Raw genomic sequence first — 18,124 nt, forward strand, 5'->3', positions numbered from 1 at the left:
GCTCCTGGTGAGGGGCGGGCCCGAGCTGCTTTCCGGTCCGCTCACTCCTCGACGAACAGATCCTCCGCCGCGGTGGCCGTCAGGGAGCGGTCGAACCACTGGGTGAGGGTGTCGAGGTCGGTGCAGGAGGTGATGCGGTCGCGGGTTTCCTCGGGGACGGGGATGCCGCGCTTCTCCAGGACGCGCAGAGTGGCTTCGGCCTTGCCCTCCGCCTTGCCCTCCGCCTTGCCTTCGGCTTTGCCTTCGGCCTTGCCCTCCAGGTATGTCTCCTCGAAGAGGGTTCCCCTGCCCGGGAAGTATGTGGCGACCATCTTCTCCAGCTCTCTCCATGTCTCCCGGACCGGAGTGTTCTCCAGCCCGACCTCAAGCCATTCGCACCAGTACTTCGCTGTTGCCTTGTCGAACGACCGCATCCCGCGGGCCAGCATGCCCAGTATGGCGGGGGCGTTTTCGCTTTCGCTATGCACGATGGCGGAGAACGTGGCCATCGCAGGTTCCCGGGCCACCAGGGACTCGTCGGTGATCTCCGGAACATTGTCCGGGCCCAGAACGAACGGGCGCGTGACCTGGGTCGTCCAGGTGCCGACCCGGCACTCGAAGGGACCGGCGGCCCAGGACGCCGTCCGCCGGTTTCTGCAGACCGCGACGAGCAGCACCGGCAGGTCGAACTTCGCGCGCAAATACGCCACGTAGTACGACCAGCTCGCATCCTTTCCCCGGACTCGGGATGTCTGGGCCTCGATGGCGATGAGAAAGGCTTCGCCCTCGGACGGCTCGACCTTCAGCACCGTGTCCGCACGGCGTTCCAGGGGCTTGAGCTCCGTGGCATCGGGGGTGAGTGCCTCGATGATCGCCTTGGCGGGCGGGGGTAATCCCAGTGCCTCGAAAGCGGGAGTGAGAACCTCCGGATGGTCCTGGAAGATCCGGTGTGAGGTCTCATGGGTTGATGTGACCATGTGTGCACGCTAGGCCGATCGAGGTCTGGCATATGCAGCACACAGGGCTTGTTCACCCTTTCGAGGCTGGAAGAAACGTTCAGTGGCTACCTCGCCACGAACTGGGTCAGGATGGCCTGGACCTCGTAGATGTCGACGCCCTTGGTGAAGGTTTTTTCGATGGGGGTGGGGGTGCCGGAGATCCAGATTTTCAGTTCGGCGTCCAGGTCGAACGTGCCGGCCGTTTCCACCGCGAAGTGGGTGATGCTGCGGTAGGGGACCGAGTGGTACTCGACCTTCTTGCCGGTGATGCCCTGCTTGTCGATCAGGATCAGGCGGCGGTCGGTGAAGAGGATGGTGTCGCGGATCAGCAGGAATGCGGCGTGGACCTGTTCGCCGTGGCCGAGGAGGCGGGCGTAGTCCTGCTGGGCGGAGGCGGGGTTGATGGTGTGCGCGTTGCCGAAGAGTGCCATGAACGAAAACCCCCCAGGTGATGTGCGGCGGCCGGGTGGCCGTCCTCAGGGGATCTTCGCAAAGCGCGGGGCCCGGGAGAAGCTTCTCGTTCTCCCGGGCCCCGTGCTGTAGCGAGCGTGTTACCGCTGTTACGCGGTCGGCTTCTCCTCCAGGCGCGGGAAGAGGACCGCGCCCTTGGTGACCGTCGTGCCGGCGGGGAGCCTGCCCCAGGTGCCGGCCTCCTGGACCTTCTGGTCCGCGAGGGCGCCGAGGGAGGCCTCCGCGCCGAGGGAGTCCCAGAGCTTCTGGGAGGTGTCAGGCATGACCGGGTTGAGGAGGACCGCGACGGCGCGGAGGGACTCGGCGGCCGTGTAGAGGATCGTGGCCAGGCGGGCCTTGCCCTCGTCGGACGTGTCCTTCGCGACCTTCCAGGGCTCCTGCTCGGTGATGTAGCCGTTGACCTGCTTCACGAAGTCGAAGACCGCGAGGATGCCGCCCTGGAAGTCCAGGTCGTCACCGATCCGGCGGTCCGCCTCCGCGACCGCCTTCGCCAGGCCGTCGTGGATCGCCTGCTCCGCCTCGCCGTCGGCCGTCGACGCCGGCAGCTCGCCGCCGAAGTACTTGCCGACCATCGCCGCGACGCGGGACGCCAGGTTGCCGTAGTCGTTCGCCAGCTCGCTGGTGTAGCGGGCCGAGAAGTCCTCCCAGGAGAAGGAGCCGTCCTGGCCGAAGGCGATGGCGCGCAGGAAGTACCAGCGGTACGCGTCCACGCCGAAGTGCGAGGTCAGGTCCTGCGGCTTGATGCCGGTCAGGTTCGACTTCGACATCTTCTCGCCGCCGACCATGAGCCAGCCGTTGGCCGCGATCTTGCCGGGGAGGGGGAGTCCTTGCGCCATCAGCATCGCGGGCCAGATCACCGCGTGGAAGCGGAGGATGTCCTTGCCGACCAGGTGGACGTCGGCCGGGAAGGTCTCCTCGAACTTGGCCTGGTTCTCGTTGTAGCCGACCGCCGTGGCGTAGTTCAGCAGGGCGTCGACCCACACGTAGATGACGTGCTTGTCGTCCCAGGGGATCGGGATGCCCCAGTCGAAGGTCGAGCGGGAGATGGAGAGGTCCTGCAGGCCCTGGCGGACGAAGTTCAGCACCTCGTTGCGCGCGGACTCGGGCTGGATGAAGCCGGGGTTCGCCTCGTAGTGGGCGAGGAGCTTCTCGCCGTACTCGCTCAGCTTGAAGAAGTAGTTCTCCTCGCTGAGGATCTCGACCGGCTTCTTGTGGATCGGGCAGAGCTTCTGACCTGCGAAATCGCCCTCGCCGTCGAGCAGCTCACCCGGGAGCTTGTACTCCTCGCAGCCGACGCAGTACGGGCCCTCGTAGCCGCCCTTGTAGATCTCGCCCTTGTCGTACAGGTCCTGGACGAACTCCTGGACGCGGTCCGTGTGCCGCTTCTGCGTGGTGCGGATGAAGTCGTCGTTCGCGATCTCCAGGTGCTCCCAGAGAGGCTTCCACGCTTCGGTGACGAGTTTGTCGGCCCACGCCTGGGGGGTGACCCCGTTGGCCTCGGCCGTGCGCATGATCTTCTGACCGTGCTCGTCCGTGCCGGTGAGGTACCACACCTTCTCGCCGCGCTGACGGTGCCAGCGGGTGAGCACGTCGCCTGCGACGGTCGTATAGGCGTGGCCCAGGTGAGGAGCGTCGTTGACGTAGTAGATGGGGGTCGAGACGTAGTACGCCTTCGCCCCCTGCTTCTCGGATCCAGTGGCCGCCATGGTCGAAATCCTACTGGCCCGCTGAAGATCGACTCACATGCGTTTCGGGGGGTGGACAGGGGTTTCTGTCCTGTCCACCCCGGGTGGGGCTACGGGCGCCAGTTCGCCAGTACGCCGTCGTAGAGCTGCTTGTCCGTGAGTTCTCGGGGGGTTTCGCCCGCGAGGAAGTGGGACGTGTTGGGGGTCTTGAGCTTGCGGAGGTAGTCGAAGGCCTTGTTCTCCGGGTCGCCGAAGGCGACGAAGGAGAAGAAGACGGTGGGGTGGGTCTTGGCGGCGTTCGTGAGGGCCTGGGTGGCGGGGGTCTTGGCGTCGGGGGCGCCGTCGGTCTGGAAGATCACCAGGGCGGGGGTGTCCGGGGTGGCTTCCTTGTCGTGGTGGGCGAGGACTGCTTCGACCGCTGCGTGGTAGCTGGTGCGGCCCATGCGGCCGAGGCCGGCGTGCAGGTCGTCGATCTTGTTCTCGTGGTCGGTGAGGGTGATCTCGCCGGTGCCGTCGAGTTCGGTGGAGAAGAAGACGACCGGGACGGTGGCCTCGGGGTCGAGGTGGGCCGCGAGGGCGAGGGTCTGCTCGGCGAGGGCCTGGGCGGAGCCGTCCTTGTAGTACGGGCGCATGCTCGCGGAGCGGTCGAGGACGAGGTAGACCTTGGCTCGGGTGCCGGTGAGGTTGTGGGTCTTGAGGGTGGTGGTGGCTGCGCGGTAGGCGGTGGCCAGGGTGGGGGCGTGGGTCTTGAGCTGGGCGAGGGTGAGGGCGGGCTTGGGAGCCTGGGGCTCGGCCTCGGCCTCGGCTTCGCCTTCGGCCGTGTTGTTCCCACCCGCACCACCCGTGCTGCTTTCGTCGTCGGGTGCGGGTGGCCCCTGCGGGGGCTGGGCGCCGTCGGCGGCTGCGGGATCGGGGGTGGCAGACGGTTCGGGGTCGGCTGTGGCCTCCGCGTCTGCCGTGGCCTCCGCGTCCCGCGTGGCTTCTGCGGCTGTCTCGGCGTCCGGTTCCGTGTCGGCCTTCGGCTCCGTGTCGGCCTTCGGCTTCTCGGCGGGTGCCGCCTCCGCCTCCGCTTCAGGTGCCGGTTCCGGCTGCGGCTCGGTCTCGGGTGCCTGCTCCGGCTCCGGCTGGGCCGGGGTGGGCTCGGCTTCCGCCTTCGGGGCGGGGTCCGACGTCTCCAGCGGTGCGTCGGTCTCGGCCGCAGCCTTCGCCTCCGGCTGGGCCTCGGGCTCGGGCTGCGCCTCGCCCTCCGGGACGGCCTCGGTCTGTGCCGCCGAGGTCTCGGGCTCCGACGACGACTCGGGCTCGTCGATCGTGTGGGTCTCGGTGGCACGCGTGGTTTCCGCGTCGGCCGCCGGCTCCGCCACCGTCGGCTCGTCCGCCACCGGCTCCTCGGCGATCTCCGGCTCGTCGGCCTTCGCCTTCTCGGCGACCGGCTCTGCCACGACGTCCGGCTCGTCGGCACTCGGCTGCTCGGCAACCGGCTTCTCGTCCGTGGCCGCCCCCTCCGCCTCCGCCGTCGGCGTCACGGGCTCCACGACGGTCGGCTCCGCAGCGCCCGCCGGTTCCTCGGCAGCCGTCGGCTTCTCGGCGACCGGTTCCTCGGCGGCCTCCGGCCCTGCGGTCTCGGGCTCCACGACGGCCGACTTCACGCCGGTCGGCTCGTCCACGGCGTCCGGCCCTGCGGTCTCCGGCTCCACGCCGGCCGGCTCGGCGACGGCCGGCTCCGCAGCCGCCGGCTCCTCCCCGGCCGTCGGCGCCTCCGTAACCGCGGACTTCTCCGCCCCCGCAGAGTCCCCCGCACCCGCCGGCTCCTCAACCCCGGTCGACTCCCCCGCAGCCGCCGACTCCCCGAACCTCTCCCCCTCCGCCGGGCGCGAAGGCCTCGGTACTGTCACGTTGTCGAAGGCCGCTGCCACGAGGTCGTGTTCGTCGGGGGACGACGGGCGGGGGTCGGGGACCGTGGCCGAGGGGGTGGGGGTCGTCGGCTCGGTGGTGGGGGACGGGACCTTCGGGTCCGGGGTGGTGGGGGGCGTCGGGGTCTGCTGGGACGGGACCGTGTTCGGGGACGCCGGCGGCTCCTGTGCGGGCGCCGCCCCCGTGGTCGTCGTCTGCGCCGCACCCTCCGCCTCGGCGGTCCGCGACTTGCGGGACCGTCCGAACGCGTTCCGCAACCGAGTGAGAATGCCCATGTGCGCGCAACCCTTCGCGTGAGTTGAAGCCCGTCAATCCCTGGCCAGGACGGACACGTAAGGTTAGCGGCCCTCCTGCGCGATCTTGGGCAGGGTCAGGTGTGCGGGATCCACCCTGTCAAGGGGCACATCCGGCCTGCGCAGGTGTCGCCACGCTGAATCGCCGCAACCCCCGTACGGCTGCTGTGGGTTCACTCGTTGTTCATCCGGGCGCCCGGCTCCCGCACGTATGTGCCCCTACGGTCACGCTGACACCATGGGCATCCAAGGAGAGAGCAAAGTGCGAAAGCTGCTGCCGTTGATCGGAACGCCGTCCGGTTCGCATCCCGGCGGCCGGTCCGCCCTGACCTGTCGTTTCCGGTGTGGTGACGCCTGCTTCCACGAGGTGCCCAACACCAGCTCCAACGAGTACGTCGGTGACGTGATCGCCGGGGCCCTCAGCCGCCGTTCGATGATGCGCGCCGCCGCCGTGGTGACCGTGGCCGCCGCGGGCGCGGGGGCCGTGGGTGTCGCGCAGGCCCCGCAGGCCGGTGCCGTGCCGACCGACGTGCCGGCCGACGCCGCTCGTGAGGCCGCCCGGGGCAAGGCGAAGGGCGCCCGCGGCCTGCGCTTCGCGCCCGTCGCGCCGAACACCGCCGACGCCGTGACCGTGCCGGAGGGGTACCGGCAGAACGTCGTCATCCGCTGGGGCGAGCCGATCCTGCGCGGCGCTCCCGCCTTCGACCCGGAGCGGCAGAGCGCCAAGGCGCAGGCCGGGCAGTTCGGGTACAACTGTGACTTTCTCGCCCTCCTGCCGCTGCCAGGGGAGCGCGGCCGGCAGCTGCTCGTCGCCAACCATGAGTACACCGACGAGATCCTGATGTTCCGCGGGTACGACGCCGCCAACCCGACCCGCGAGCAGGTCGAGATCGCCTGGGCCGCGCACGGGCTGTCCGCCGTAGTCGTGGAGGAGGACCGCAGGAGCGGGAAGCTCACGGCCGTTCCGCGGCACCAGCTCAACCGGCGCGTCACCGCCACCACCGAGTTCCGGCTCACCGGGCCCGTCGCCGGGTCCGACCTCGTGAAGACCTCCGCCGACCCGAGCGGCACCAAGGTGCTCGGCACCCTCAACAACTGCTCCGGTGGCGTCACCCCGTGGGGCACGACCCTGCACGGCGAGGAGAACTTCAACCAGTACTTCGCCAACAGCAGCCGGGCGACCGACAAGCGGTACGGCATCGGGACCGGGGCCAGCGAGCGGAAGTGGGAGAGGTTCGACAAGCGGTTCGACGTCGCCCAGGAGCCGAACGAGGCGCACCGGTTCGGGTACGTCGTGGAGTTCGACCCGTACGACCCCGCCTCCACGCCGCGCAAGCACACCGCGCTCGGGCGGTTCAAGCACGAGGCGGCGAACATCAGGATGACGGCGGACGGGCGGCCCGTCGTGTACACCGGTGACGACGAGCGGTTCGACTACTTCTACAAGTTCGTCAGCAGCAAGCGGATGAAGCGCGGGACCTCCCGGGCCGTGCGCGAGCACAACCTGTCGCTGCTCGACGAGGGCACGCTGTACGTCGCCAAGCTCACCGGCGACTCCCCGGCCATCGAGATCGACGGCACGGGCAAGCTGCCGAGCGACGGTGAGTTCGACGGCAGCGGTGAGTGGATTCCGCTGGCCACGGCCACCGCCGACGGTGCCGTCTCGCATGTGGAGGGCATGAGCGCCGAGGAGGTGTTCGTCTTCACGCGGCTCGCCGGTGACAAGGTGGGAGCGACGAAGATGGACCGGCCCGAGGACATCGAGCCGAATCCGGTGACCGGCAAGGTGTACGTCGCCCTGACCAACAACAGCAACCGGGGTGTCGGGTCCAACGCCAAGGCGGACGAGGCCAACCCGCGCAACGCCAACAAGCACGGGCACGTGCTGGAGCTCACCGAGCGGTGGAACCGGCCCGAGAGCACCAGGTTCGCCTGGTCGCTGTTCCTGGTCGCGGGTGACCCGGACGACCCGGCGACCTACTTCGCCGGGTTCCCGAAGGACGGCGTCAGCCCGATCTCCTGCCCGGACAACGTCGCCTTCGACCCCTACGGCAACCTGTGGATCTCCACCGACGGCGCCCAGCTCGGCTCGCACGACGGGCTGTTCGGCGTGGCGACCCGGGGTGAGCGGCGCGGTGAGCTGAAGCAGTTCCTGACCGTGCCGAAGGGCGCCGAGACCTGCGGTCCGATCATCCAGGAGCGGCGGGTCCTGGTCGCCGTGCAGCACCCGGGCGAGATCGACGGCGCGTCCGTGGAGAAGCCGGCCAGCACCTGGCCCGACGGGCCCGGCACCTACGTCCGGCCGGCTGTCGTGGCCGTGTGGCGTGCCGACGGGGGCGACATCGGCTGCTGAGCGGGCCGCACCGCGGTGACAGGGGGCGTCCGCCGGGCGTCCCCTAACCGTTCTCGTGCAGCGTGAGGTCCGTGACCACCGCCCGGTGGTCCGTGTCGGCCAGGTCCAGGACGCGGGTGCGGTCGGCCGCGAACTCCTCGGACACCAGCACGTGGTCGATCTGTGTGCCGAACGTCGGGGCGGTCGGGGCCGGCCAGGTGGCCGTGCGGTCGGCGCCGTCCAGGCGGGCGGCGTCGTACAGGCCGGTGTCGAGGATGCGGCGGAAGGCGGCGTGGTCCTGGGAGGCGTTGAAGTCGCCGGCCAGGACCAGGGGGGTGCCCTGGTCGGCGGCGGCCGCGTCGCGTACGGCGTCGAGTTCCCTGTTCCAGAGGTCCACCTGGCCGGGCAGCGGGGGCATGGGGTGGGCGAGCTGGAGCCGTACGGGGTGTCCGTGCACGTCGGCGATCGCGCCGGGCATGCCCATCGTTGCGCGCACGCCCTCCGTGGGGCGGAGCGGGTGGCGGCTGAGGATGACGGAGCCTTCGGAGCCGCCGCCCTCGACGGCGTTGCGGTGCGGGTAGTCCCGGGACAGGTCCGCCTTCAGCCGGGCGTCGCACGTGTACTCGCACTCCTGTACGAAGACGAGGTCCGGTTTCTCGCGCCGGACGGCGGCGACCAGGGAGCCGGTGCCCTGGCCGAACTCGACGTTCGAGGTCAGCACGCGCAGCTCGGCGACCGGGCGACCCGCGGGATCCCCGGTCTTGCCGTACGGCTCGATGAACCAGGCCAGCAGGCCGAGCACGACGACTCCCCAGAGCGTCCCGAGCCACCAGCGGGACAGCAGGGTGAGCAGCAGCGCCAGGGCCGTGGGTGCGAGCAGCCAGGGGAGGAAGGCGAGGACCTGCGGGACGGGGGTGATGCCGTCGCTGTCGGCGGCCCGGAAGCCGACGATCACGCTCACCCCGGCGAGCAGCAGCCCCGCGCACCAGGCGCCGAGCCGCCGTCCGGGGGGCCGGCGCTCCGGCCCGTCGGCGGTGGCGGTCCACTCGGCAGCGGCGGTGTCCAAGGCCCGGCCCTCCGTTCACGGGGTGCGATGCCCGAATCCTCCCTCAAAGACGGGGCGGGGCGGGGGAAGGTTGCCGCTCGTCGACGCGGGCCAGGAAGTCCGCCAGTGCCCGGTCGAACTCCGCCGGGCGTTCCAGGTTCGGCATGTGGGCCGTGCCCTCGATGACGTGCAGGACCGCGTCCGGGAGGGCCGCGTGCATGGCCCGGGCGTCGGAGACCGGTGTGAAGGTGTCGTCGGCCCCGACGACGACCAGGGCCGGGACGGCGACGCGGGTGAGCAGGGCGCCGTAGTCGGGGCGGCGGGCGCGGGCGCGCAGGGCCGCGGCGGCGCCCTCGGGGGAGGTGGCCGTCATCATGCGGTGGACGTGTGCCTTGACCTCGGCCGGGGCGTACGGGGCGACCATCCGCTCCAGGACCTCGTCGGCGTAGCCGCGCATGCCTTCCGCGAGGAGGCGGTCGGCCATGGCGTCGCGGGTGCGGACGCCCTGCGGGGTCTCGGCGGAGGGGAAGGTGTCCGCGAGGACCAGGCCGCGGACGCGCTCGGGGAAGAGGCGGTAGCAGTCCATGACGATCTGGCCGCCCATCGACAGGCCCGCCAGCACGCAGGACTCCACCTCCAGCTCGTCCAGCAGGGCCTCGATGTCCCGGGCGAACCCGGAGAAGTCCGTGACGGCCGGGGCGGTCGGGGAGGCGCCGTAGCCGCGCAGGTCGGGGGCGATGACGCGGCGGTCCGCCGAGAACGTCCGGAGCTGCGGGGTCCACATCGTGCGGTCGAAGGGGTGGCCGTGGACGAGGACCAGGGGAACCAGAGGGACAACCGGCTGCCGGGGTGAGACGGGGCCTTTGTCCTCGTATGCGAGGAAGGGTGCCATGACGTCGACCCTAGGCGGCCCAACTACTCGGTGCAATAAGATCTTTGCTCTCGGTGCAATCCGAGATTCAGGGTGCACGGTTCTAGGTCCAGAGGGGGAGACCGACCGATGGGTGACTACCGGCGTATCGCCGACCGCATCGCCGACGACATCGCCGGCGGGCGGCTCAAGCCCGGGCAACGGCTGCCGCCGCAGCGGGCGTTCGCCCGGCGCCGGGGCATCGCCCCGTCGACGGCCGGGCGGGTGTACGCGGAACTGGTGCGGCGCGGGCTGGTCGTCGGCGAGGTCGGGCGCGGCACGTTCGTGCGGGCCGCTCCGGCCGGGCCGGAGGGGCGGGCGCTCATCGAGGCCCGTCCGGGCGCCGTGCCCGTCAACCTGGAGCTCAACTACCCGTCCGCGCCCGGCCAGCCGGAGCTGCTCGCCCCCGTGCTCGCGCCGCTGCTGCGCCCCGACGTGCTGGCCGAGGCCCTGCTGCCGGCGGCCGCCACCGGCACCGCGGCCGCCCGGGAGGCCGCGGCCGCCCTCCTCGCCACCCCGGGCTGGCGCCCCGGCCCGGAGCGGCTGCTGTTCACCGGCAACGCCCGCCAGGCCATCGCCGCCGTGCTGGCCTCCCTGGTCCGGCCGGGCGGCCGGGTCGGCGTGGAGCAGCTGACGTATCCGCTGGTCAAGGAGATCGCGGCCCGGCTGGGCATCACCCTGGTGCCGCTGGCGGGTGACGCGGCCGGGCTGCTCCCGGAGGCCGTCGCCGCCGCGCACCGGTCGGCGCGGCTGTCCGCCCTGTACGTGCAGCCGACGCTGCACAACCCCACGTCCCTGACGACGGGCCGCACCCGGCTGCTGCAACTCGCCGGGCTGGTGCACGACTTGGACCTGCCCGTGGTGGAGGACCGCATCTGGTCCTTCCTCCACGCCCCCGGCGATCCCTTCGCCGTGCACGCCCCGGCCCTCACCCATGTCGTGGACGGCCTCTCCAAGCGGGTCGCCCCGGGGCTCACGGCCGGCTTCCTCGTCGTGCCGCCGCACCGGGTCGCCGCCGTGGCCGACGCGGTGCGCTCGGGCGGGTGGAGCGCGGGGCGGTTCGCGCTGGAGGCGGCCGTGCGGTGGGCCGCGGAGGGGACGGTGGCGCGGCTGGTGGAGGCCAAGCGGGCCGACGCGGCCCGGCGCCAGCGGATCCTCGCCGAGGAACTCGCGGGCTTCGCGGTACGGTCCGACCCGCACGCCTACTTCGCCTGGTGGGAGCTGCCCGCCCCCTGGCGCGCGGACACCTTCACGGCCGCGGCCGCCGCGCACGGCATCGCCGTCACGCCCGGCCCCGCGTTCGCCGTCTCCCCCGGCCACACGCCCGACGCGGTCAGGCTCGGGCTCGCGTCGGCTCCGGAGCCGGATCTGCGCCGGGCCCTGCGGACCCTCGCGCACGTCGCCGCGCGGCGAGCCGGGGACCGTACCGTCCCGTGAGCCACGCGCCGAGCGCCACCGCGAGGCCCAGGGCGCACAGCAGCCAGGACATCGAGCGCAGGGTGGCGGTGAGGGCGTCGTAGACCGCGCCCGCCGCGGGGCGGTGCGGGGCGTCGTGCAGGTCGGCGAGGGTGAGGCGGCGGCCGATCGCGACGGCGAGGACCAGCAGCGCGCCGCCCAGGGCCGTGCCGAGGCCGAGGGCGGTGACCGCGCGGCGGCGGCAGGCGGCGACGGCGATGCCGGTGGCGGCGAGGACGGCGGCGGCGAGCGGCAGCCAGAAGGCGGCGGTGTCCAGCACGTGGAACCCCTTGCGCAGTCGGTCCGCGTCCGCGGCCGGGAGCACCGGGACGCGCAGGTGCGTGACCGGGATGCGGTGGGCGAACGGCACGTGGTCGGCGGAGAGCCGGTGTCTGACCCGGCTGACGACCGGGGCGATGTCGACGGTGACCGGGCCCCGGTGCGCGGCGTCCTCGCGCAGGGCGCGCAGCACGGCGGCGTGGACGGCCCGGTTCGCCGCGTCCCAGCCCGTGCGGTACGCCTCGGTCCGGGTGAACGACCACAGCGCGTCACGCACGAAGGGTTCGGCCGCGCCGGGCGGCGGACCGGTGTCGAACCTGTGTCCGACTTCCCGCAGGAGGCCGTCCCCGACGGCGTCCGCCACCGCGCGCCGCACGTCCGGGTCGGCGGCGAGCGGCGCCATCGTACGGACGTAGCGGCCGGTGTCGGTCAGCCCGTGCGCCGCCCAGGACGCCAGCGCCCCGAACGGCAGGAGCAGGCACGCGAGGGCCAGCAGAACGGCCGACAGGACGTTCCGCGGTCGTGGGGGCGCCTTGGCGGGTACGGGCGCCCGGTCGCGCTCGGACACCCCTCCAGGCAAGGCGCACCGGGCCCGGTCCGCGAGCCGGATGACTGCATTCGGCCCCACAGGCCGAGCCGGACGGGCGCCCGGGAAGCCCTACCGGCACCGGATCAGTCGACGCGGCGGCCCGCGGCGTCCTCGTGCGTGTAGGAGCGGTAGAACAGCGTCGCGAGGACGCCGGCCCCGACCACCGCCCCCAGCCCGGCCGACTTGAGCACGGACTCGTCGGACTGGCTGATGAGGAAGCCGACCGCGCAGCCCGTGAACACGAACCAGACCAGCGCGCGCAGCTCGCGCCCGAGCCGGGGGGCCACTTTCCACAGGGCGGCGAACACCACGGCGAACACGAGCGCCGTGAGGAAGCCGAACAGCAGGTTCCAGCCCGTGATGGGCCCGGAGTCGCGCCGGTTGGCGGCGGCCCAGTAGCCGTAGACCAGCCCGAGGACGACGGGCAGCGCGACCTTCGCGGCGGCGTGGGTCCGCGCGCTGAACACATCGGGCCTGCGCCGCTGCCGGGTCGCCCCGCGTGAGGCGGGTGCCGCATGAGCCATGAGAGCTCTCCTCTCTCTCCCTGCCCCTGCCTCCAGGGCACACCGCCGTGCGAGCGCGGGCAAGTCGGCGGAGCGCCGCACACCGCGACGAGAGGGGCGAAGCACCCGAAGGCGGGCGTTTGCGGTCCTGGGGCTCACCTTTGCAGCCGCAGCGGTTACGGTGCTGACGTACGTGATCGACACAGGGGGAGGGGCGATGCCCGGAACCGTGCTGCTGCTGGCGGCCTCACCGGTGGGCAAGGGGCGCCTGGTGGACGCCGCCTCCGTGCTCCCCGTCCTGGCCGCCGTGCCGCCCGCCGTGCTGGCCGGTACGGACACCGCGAACGTCGTCGAACTCGCCGACCCGCTGGAACCACAGGCCGTCCTCACCCGGCTGCGGGCCGCCGCCGCGGCCCCCGGACCGCTCACCGTGTACGTCACCGGGCAGCTCCAGCTCGACCGCCGCCAGCGCCTGCCCCACCTGGCGCTGGCCCGCACCACCCCCTCCACCGCCCGCTACACGGCCTTCCCCTGGCACTGGTTCCGGGAGGAACTGCGGCTGAGACCCGCCGGGGCCACGACCCTCCTGCTCGACCTGCACGCGGACGCCGAGACGTGGGAGCTGCTGCGGACCACACCCCTGGACTCCGGCCGGGGCAACGCCGTGCACGGGCGGATCGCGCCGCCGCCGTCCCGGCGCACGGTCGCGGCACCGGCGTACATGAAGGCCGTCGCGACGATCCTGCGCAGCGGGTTCCGGCCGCCGGCGGAGCAGTTGCACCAGCAGGCCCTGGCCCGGATCGCGCCCGAGAGCGCGGGCGCCGACCTCGTGGTGAGCACACCGGGCCCGACGGCCGGGGATCCGCACGCCGTCATCACCGCCGCCGTCCAGGCCGGCCGCCACTCCGACGCCGACGCGCTCGCCGCCCGGCACCAGCAGGCCGCCGTCGCCGCGCACGGGCCCGCCTCCGAGGAGGCCCTGCACTGGGCGGAGGTCCGGGCCGACCTGGCGATGTTCGCCGGGGACGCGGCGCGCAGCTGCCGCACCTGGCTGACGATCGCCACCGCCCGCCTGAACGCCGGGCAGGCGCCGGACGCGCCCGCCGTCGAGGCCGCCGTGGACCGGGCGCACCACCAGTGGGGCCAGGTCCGCGACACCACGCGGGCCCGCGAACTGGGCGCGGCGCTCGCCGAGTTGCGCGGGCGGGTCCCCGGGCGGCGCGAGGGGGCGCTCGATCATGTGCAGCGGCAGTTGAGGCAGTTGCAGACCCAGCCCTGAACACGCGTGCGCCGTGTGCGCCTGGCGTGAAGGGGGCGCGCAATCGCTTGCACGGGTCGCGTCACAGGTCTGCCGCCGAGGCCTGACCCGGTGTCATGATGGCGAGCATGACAGAGGGGGACCAAGTGGCTGTCTTAGGCGTACGCGTGCGGCTGGGCGCCGGCGCGACCGTGGACGATGTCAGAGCCCTGAGGACGTGGCTGGAGCGGGAAGAGTCGCTGGAGGAACTCGTCGCCACCGGGCAGCTCAGCATCGAGGAGCAGGCCGGCACGGACGAGGCCGACGGGCGGCTCGGGCCGGACATCGAACTCGTGCTGAAGGTACTCGGTGACGTCGTCACGGTCGCGGCCCTGACCGAGTACACCGCACGCGCGGTGAAGACCTGGACGAACAACCGCCGCAGGCTCCAGCGCGGCGATCCCGACCCACAGATCCGCTCACTGGACCCCGACGGGGAGTAGGCCGGTGAGCCGCTACGACCCGCGCGGCAGGGGGAACCGGGCGCTGCTGGTCGGAGTGTCCGAGTACGACCACACGGCGCCGGATCCACAGGGCGTCAACGGCCAGCTCCCCGCCGTGCGGCGCAACCGGACGAGCCTCGAGAACGCCCTGAACCGGGGCAACGTGTTCGGCGCGGGTGAGGTGCGGGCCCTGGCCTCGCCGACCCCGGACGAGTTCACGGGAGCGCTGCACCAGGCCTGCGAGGAGGCCCGGGGGCTGCTGCTGCTCTACTTCGCCGGGCATGCCGTGACCTCCACCTCCGGCAACGAGCTGCACCTGCAGCTGCGCACCGCTCGGGTGCTCACGGGCCAGGGCCTGCCCGGCTCGGTCAGCTTCAGCCAGGTGCTGGGCGAACTCGCCGAGAGCAAGGCCGAGCAGGTGGTGGTCATCCTCGACTGCTGCTACGCGGGTAACGCCGCCGGTATCTGGCACCGCTTCGACGACCCGAAGCGGAAGAAGCACAAGATCCTGCTGCTGATGAGCGTGCAGCCCAACCGCTGCATCCTGGGCGGGAACGCCGACATCGCGACGCCGTTCACGCGCGAGATGGTGCACGTCCTCGACGGCGGCGGGGAGGTGTGGCTCTCCCAGCTGTACGACGCGGTGAAGCAGCGGATGGCCGAGGCCAAGTACAAGGCCGAGGACAACGACCCGCAGCGGCCGCAGGCCCTGGCCCCGCCCTGGAACCGGGACGACGTGCTGCTCGCCGCGGGCCCGCTGCCCTGGCCTCGGGTGGACCCGGACCGCGACCGGTTCGCCCGGCTCCGGAAGCTGCTCGCCCGCCCCCGGAAGATGTTCGACCGGCTCGGCCGTACCGCCCTGTCGGTGCTGCTGGCGCTGGTCGCCACCGGCGCCGGCGGCTACGGCGTCCTGGTCCTGACCGGCGACTCCGGCCCCTGCGAACCGCCCCCGGAGCTGCGCGTACTCACCGACCCCGACCTGGAGCCGGCGATGCGGGCGGCGGCGGACACCTACCTCGCCTCGGCGGCCAACACCACCGACGAGGGGTGCCGGCGCAGCGGCATCACCGTCTACAGCGCGGGCGCCGCCCACGTGGTGACCGCCCTGCGCGAGGATTCCGACCCGTGGCAGCAGCCGCGTGACGACCTCAACCCGCAGCGGGACATCGGCCCGCAGCCGGACGTGTGGATCCCCGCGACCCGCGCGGACGTCGGCCGGGCCACCGAGGCGCAGGTGGGCCGTGTCTTCGCCCGGCTGGAGCCGGACGCCGAGCCGCTCGCGTACTCGCCCGTCGTACTGGCCGTCCCGGAGGACCTCGGTGCTGACCTGCCGCCCACCCGGCGGTCGCTGACGGAGCTGATCAACGCCCTCGAGCAGGCCGACCCCAAGGCCGAAGTGCGCAGGCCCGACCCCGAGTTCGGCGACTCGGCGCTGCTGGCGACGGTGGGGCTGTACGGCGACGGGGCCGATGTGCGCCGCGCCGAGCAGCTCATCGACCGGGCCGGACGGCCCGAGTCCTCGGCCGTCAGGCTGCTGTGCACGCTGCCCGAGGACGACGCCGCGGACGGCCGCAGCGCGGTCCTGGTCCCGGAGTTCCTGCTCAGGAGCGGTGTCGGCTGCCATTCGCTGACGCGCGCCGAGCGCACCGCCGCCTACCCCGACGACGTACCCGGACTGGAACCGACGTTCGTGCGGGTGCGCTGGGAGGGCGGTGACAAGGACGCGCAGGCACGGGACGACGAGGTGGACCGGTTCCGCGACTGGCTGACGGGCGAGGACGGCCGGAAGGTGCTCGGCGAGCACGGGTTCAGGTCCGCGACGGGCGAACGCGGCCTGCTCGGCGGGAAGGCGGCCGAGCACGGGCTGACCGCTTCCGTCCCGCCGGCGGACTCCGCCGACGCGACCCGGCTGGACAGGACACTCGAGTCGTACGGCAACGCGCACGGACCCGGCCGGGTGCTGTACCTCCTCGACAGCTCCGGCTCGATGGCCGGCCTGTGGGACGGCCCCAGCGGCGGCCCCGGCATCCTCAAGCAGACGCTGACGGGGCTCGGCCGGGGCGACGAGTACGGGATCTGGGCGGTGCACGGCCTCAAGGGCCGCACGCACACCGAACTGCTGGACTTCGGCACGCACCCCCGCGCGCGAGGGGAGAACGCCCTCAAGACCGGCAAGGGCGGCGCCGAGGTGCGGGACGCGGAAGCCGATCCGCACGCCGCCCTGCTGGACGCGCTGGCGTTCATGCGGGAGCGCGGTGCCTCCGACGAGCGGCCGCAGCTGATCGTGTACCTCACCGACGGCGAGGACGACGAGCGCCTGACCGGCGACCGCCTCCGCGAGGTGGAGGAGCGGGCCCGCACCTCGGGGGTGCCCGTGGTCATGGTGACGCTGAACAGCGGGGGCTGCGACCGGGACCGCCCCGGCACACGCGTCGCTGAGGCCGCCCAGGGCCGCTGCCTGGACGCCGGGGACGACCTCGTGCCCGCGCTGCGCGACGAGGTCGCCCGCACCGGAATGGGGGAGGAATGATGGCCCGACGCCTGCCGGCGGCCGCGCTGGCGCTGCTGTCCTTGCTGTCACTGGCCGCCTGCACCGGCGGTGACGTGCGGGAAGAGCCGACGGCAGCCGACGACCGGCGCCCGATCGTGGTGGCCAGCGGCCAGGACGTCACCGGCAAGAACGGCATACGGCAGCAGCTCATCGACGCCTGGAACGCCGGGGAGAGAGCACAGGGTTACGAGGCCCGGCTGGTGGAACTGCCCGGCTCCGCCGACCAGCAGCGCAGCCAGCTGCTCGGCGCCCTCCAGTCGGGCAGCGCCGACTACGACGTGGTCAACCTGGACGTCACCTGGGTCCCGGAGTTCGCCGCCGCGGGTCTGGTCCGTCCGCTGACCGACGCGGCCGTCAGGGCGCCCGACGACATCATCCCCTCCGTCGACAGCACGTCGTACTGGGACGGCAAGCGGTACGCGGTCCCCTTCAACAGCGACGCGGGCCTGCTGTACTACCGCAAGGACCATCTGCGCAAGGCCGGTGTCTCCCGGGCCGACCTCGGCGACGACGAGATGACCTGGGACGAGCTGCGGCGCATGTTCGACGCCGTGAACGGCGTCGGCACCCAGGCGGACTGGACCACCCAGCTCGCCGCCTACGAGGGCCGGACCGTCAACGCGATCGAGGCGTTCGCCTCGGCCGTGCCGGGCTTCGAGCTGACCGACGCGGACGGTGAGTACACCGCCGACGAGGAGCAGTTGACGGCCGGGGTGACCGAACTCCGCGAGCGCACCGTGTCGCCGTACACCCTCAAGGAGGCCTCCGCGTCCCGCGAGGGCGAATCGCTCAGCGCCTTCGCGGAGGGCCGTACGACGTTCCTGCGGCACTGGCCGTACGTCTACCCGACCCTGTACGAGACCTTCAAGGAGGACCTCGGGGTGGCCCGGCTGCCCGGCAAGGCCGTGCTCGGCGGCCAGAACCTGGCCGTCACCTCGGCCACGTCCGAGCGGCGGGCCGCGAAGGCCGCCGAGCTGATCGCGTTCCTCACCGACCCCGACAGCGAACGCTGCCTGCTGCGCGCCGGGTTCGCCGCGACCCGCGTCTCCGCCTACCAGGAGGCCGGTATCGCCCCGGCCTGCCGGCACGCCCACGCCTACGCCGAGGGCCCCTCGGCGTCCCCCACGGGCGAGAGCGCCGAACGCACGGCGCCCGACCGGATCGCAGGCGGCCACAGCTACTCCCGAGACATCCTGCTCCCGGCCCTCCGCAAGGCGGTCCACCGCCCGCGCACGCCCCTGTACGGCGCGGTCACCCAGACCCTCATCACCGAACTGGACGCCCTGTACGGCCCCCGGGCCGAAACGGACCGCCCGGGGAACGCGGAACTGGGCAAGCGCCTGCACGAGGCGCTGCGCAAGGTCCTGTCGAACCAGTGAC

Annotated in this window: 14 protein-coding genes; 6 read left to right on the plus strand and 8 right to left on the minus strand. The window is 72.5% G+C overall.

All coding sequences use genetic code 11. From position 1 onward, the window contains the following. Positions 1-41: 41 nt before the first annotated feature. From ABZ386_RS32470 to ABZ386_RS32485, 4 genes are all read right to left on the minus strand, one after another. Complete coding sequence (locus ABZ386_RS32470) at positions 42-956, minus strand: hypothetical protein (RefSeq protein WP_351340235.1); 915 nt, start codon at positions 954-956, stop codon at positions 42-44. Positions 957-1,042: 86 nt separating this feature from the next. Beyond that, on the minus strand, positions 1,043-1,408 hold the full coding sequence (locus ABZ386_RS32475) for a PH domain-containing protein (RefSeq protein WP_351340232.1): 366 nt from the start codon (positions 1,406-1,408) through the stop codon (positions 1,043-1,045). Positions 1,409-1,537: 129 nt separating this feature from the next. Beyond that, positions 1,538-3,154, minus strand: coding sequence for a methionine--tRNA ligase (metG, locus tag ABZ386_RS32480; protein ID WP_351340229.1), 1,617 nt, complete (start codon positions 3,152-3,154; stop codon positions 1,538-1,540). A gap of 89 nt (positions 3,155-3,243) precedes the next feature. Then, on the minus strand, positions 3,244-5,322 hold the full coding sequence (locus tag ABZ386_RS32485) for a VWA domain-containing protein (RefSeq protein WP_358967132.1): 2,079 nt from the start codon (positions 5,320-5,322) through the stop codon (positions 3,244-3,246). 280 nt (positions 5,323-5,602) lie between these two features. On the opposite strand from ABZ386_RS32485, the gene ABZ386_RS32490 reads away from it, so the two are divergent. Further along, entirely contained in the window at positions 5,603-7,693 is a 2,091-nt protein-coding gene (locus ABZ386_RS32490; RefSeq protein WP_351340224.1) for a PhoX family protein, read from the plus strand. Between the two features lie 43 nt (positions 7,694-7,736). On the opposite strand, the gene ABZ386_RS32495 is transcribed toward ABZ386_RS32490, so the two are convergent. Both ABZ386_RS32495 and ABZ386_RS32500 read right to left on the minus strand, forming a co-directional pair. Continuing rightward, on the minus strand, positions 7,737-8,738 hold the full coding sequence (locus ABZ386_RS32495; protein ID WP_358967135.1) for an endonuclease/exonuclease/phosphatase family protein: 1,002 nt from the start codon (positions 8,736-8,738) through the stop codon (positions 7,737-7,739). Between the two features lie 43 nt (positions 8,739-8,781). After that, positions 8,782-9,609 carry an alpha/beta hydrolase gene (locus tag ABZ386_RS32500; RefSeq protein WP_351340219.1) on the minus strand — a complete coding sequence of 276 codons (828 nt, stop codon included), beginning with the start codon at positions 9,607-9,609 and terminating at the stop codon, positions 8,782-8,784. A gap of 108 nt (positions 9,610-9,717) precedes the next feature. Between ABZ386_RS32500 and ABZ386_RS32505 the strand changes: the two genes are divergently transcribed. Continuing rightward, on the plus strand, positions 9,718-11,064 hold the full coding sequence (locus ABZ386_RS32505; RefSeq protein WP_356503929.1) for a PLP-dependent aminotransferase family protein: 1,347 nt from the start codon (positions 9,718-9,720) through the stop codon (positions 11,062-11,064). Here ABZ386_RS32505 and ABZ386_RS32510 read toward each other — a convergent pair. After that, a complete protein-coding gene (locus ABZ386_RS32510) occupies positions 10,961-11,929 on the minus strand; it encodes a hypothetical protein (RefSeq protein WP_356503927.1) in 969 nt (322 codons plus the stop codon). The two genes, ABZ386_RS32505 and ABZ386_RS32510, sit on opposite strands and share 104 nt — an antisense overlap. A gap of 104 nt (positions 11,930-12,033) precedes the next feature. Then, positions 12,034-12,474, minus strand: coding sequence for a hypothetical protein (locus ABZ386_RS32515; RefSeq protein WP_355727889.1), 441 nt, complete (start codon positions 12,472-12,474; stop codon positions 12,034-12,036). A gap of 196 nt (positions 12,475-12,670) precedes the next feature. Here ABZ386_RS32515 and ABZ386_RS32520 point away from each other — a divergent pair, with 196 nt between their 5' ends. The 4 genes from ABZ386_RS32520 (at position 12,671) to ABZ386_RS32535 (ending at position 18,123) form a co-directional block, all read left to right on the plus strand. Then, complete coding sequence (locus ABZ386_RS32520; RefSeq protein WP_356503926.1) at positions 12,671-13,732, plus strand: hypothetical protein; 1,062 nt, start codon at positions 12,671-12,673, stop codon at positions 13,730-13,732. 125 nt (positions 13,733-13,857) lie between these two features. After that, on the plus strand, positions 13,858-14,193 hold the full coding sequence (locus ABZ386_RS32525; protein ID WP_351340207.1) for a hypothetical protein: 336 nt from the start codon (positions 13,858-13,860) through the stop codon (positions 14,191-14,193). A 4-nt stretch (positions 14,194-14,197) separates the two neighbouring features. Beyond that, positions 14,198-16,723, plus strand: coding sequence for a substrate-binding domain-containing protein (locus ABZ386_RS32530; RefSeq protein WP_358967138.1), 2,526 nt, complete (start codon positions 14,198-14,200; stop codon positions 16,721-16,723). Beyond that, positions 16,723-18,123 carry an extracellular solute-binding protein gene (locus ABZ386_RS32535; protein ID WP_355724656.1) on the plus strand — a complete coding sequence of 467 codons (1,401 nt, stop codon included), beginning with the start codon at positions 16,723-16,725 and terminating at the stop codon, positions 18,121-18,123. The genes ABZ386_RS32530 and ABZ386_RS32535 overlap by 1 nt, the downstream gene beginning before the upstream one ends. The last annotated feature ends 1 nt before the right edge of the window (position 18,124 follow it).

The organism is Streptomyces sp. NPDC006140 (genome assembly GCF_040628815.1).
GTDB lineage: Bacteria > Actinomycetota > Actinomycetes > Streptomycetales > Streptomycetaceae > Streptomyces.

Bases quoted from the DNA above. Each gene is read 5' to 3' on its own strand.
- ABZ386_RS32500 (WP_351340219.1), bottom strand. From the start codon at position 9,609: ATGGCACCCTTCCTCGCATACGAGGACAAAGGCCCCGTCTCACCCCGG.
- ABZ386_RS32470 (WP_351340235.1), bottom strand. From the start codon at position 956: ATGGTCACATCAACCCATGAGACCTCACACCGGATCTTCCAGGACCAT.
- ABZ386_RS32475 (WP_351340232.1), bottom strand. From the start codon at position 1,408: ATGGCACTCTTCGGCAACGCGCACACCATCAACCCCGCCTCCGCCCAG.
- metG (WP_351340229.1), bottom strand. From the start codon at position 3,154: ATGGCGGCCACTGGATCCGAGAAGCAGGGGGCGAAGGCGTACTACGTC.
- ABZ386_RS32515 (WP_355727889.1), bottom strand. From the start codon at position 12,474: ATGGCTCATGCGGCACCCGCCTCACGCGGGGCGACCCGGCAGCGGCGC.
- ABZ386_RS32505 (WP_356503929.1), top strand. From the start codon at position 9,718: ATGGGTGACTACCGGCGTATCGCCGACCGCATCGCCGACGACATCGCC.
- ABZ386_RS32535 (WP_355724656.1), top strand. From the start codon at position 16,723: ATGGCCCGACGCCTGCCGGCGGCCGCGCTGGCGCTGCTGTCCTTGCTG.
- ABZ386_RS32520 (WP_356503926.1), top strand. From the start codon at position 12,671: ATGCCCGGAACCGTGCTGCTGCTGGCGGCCTCACCGGTGGGCAAGGGG.
- ABZ386_RS32485 (WP_358967132.1), bottom strand. From the start codon at position 5,322: ATGGGCATTCTCACTCGGTTGCGGAACGCGTTCGGACGGTCCCGCAAG.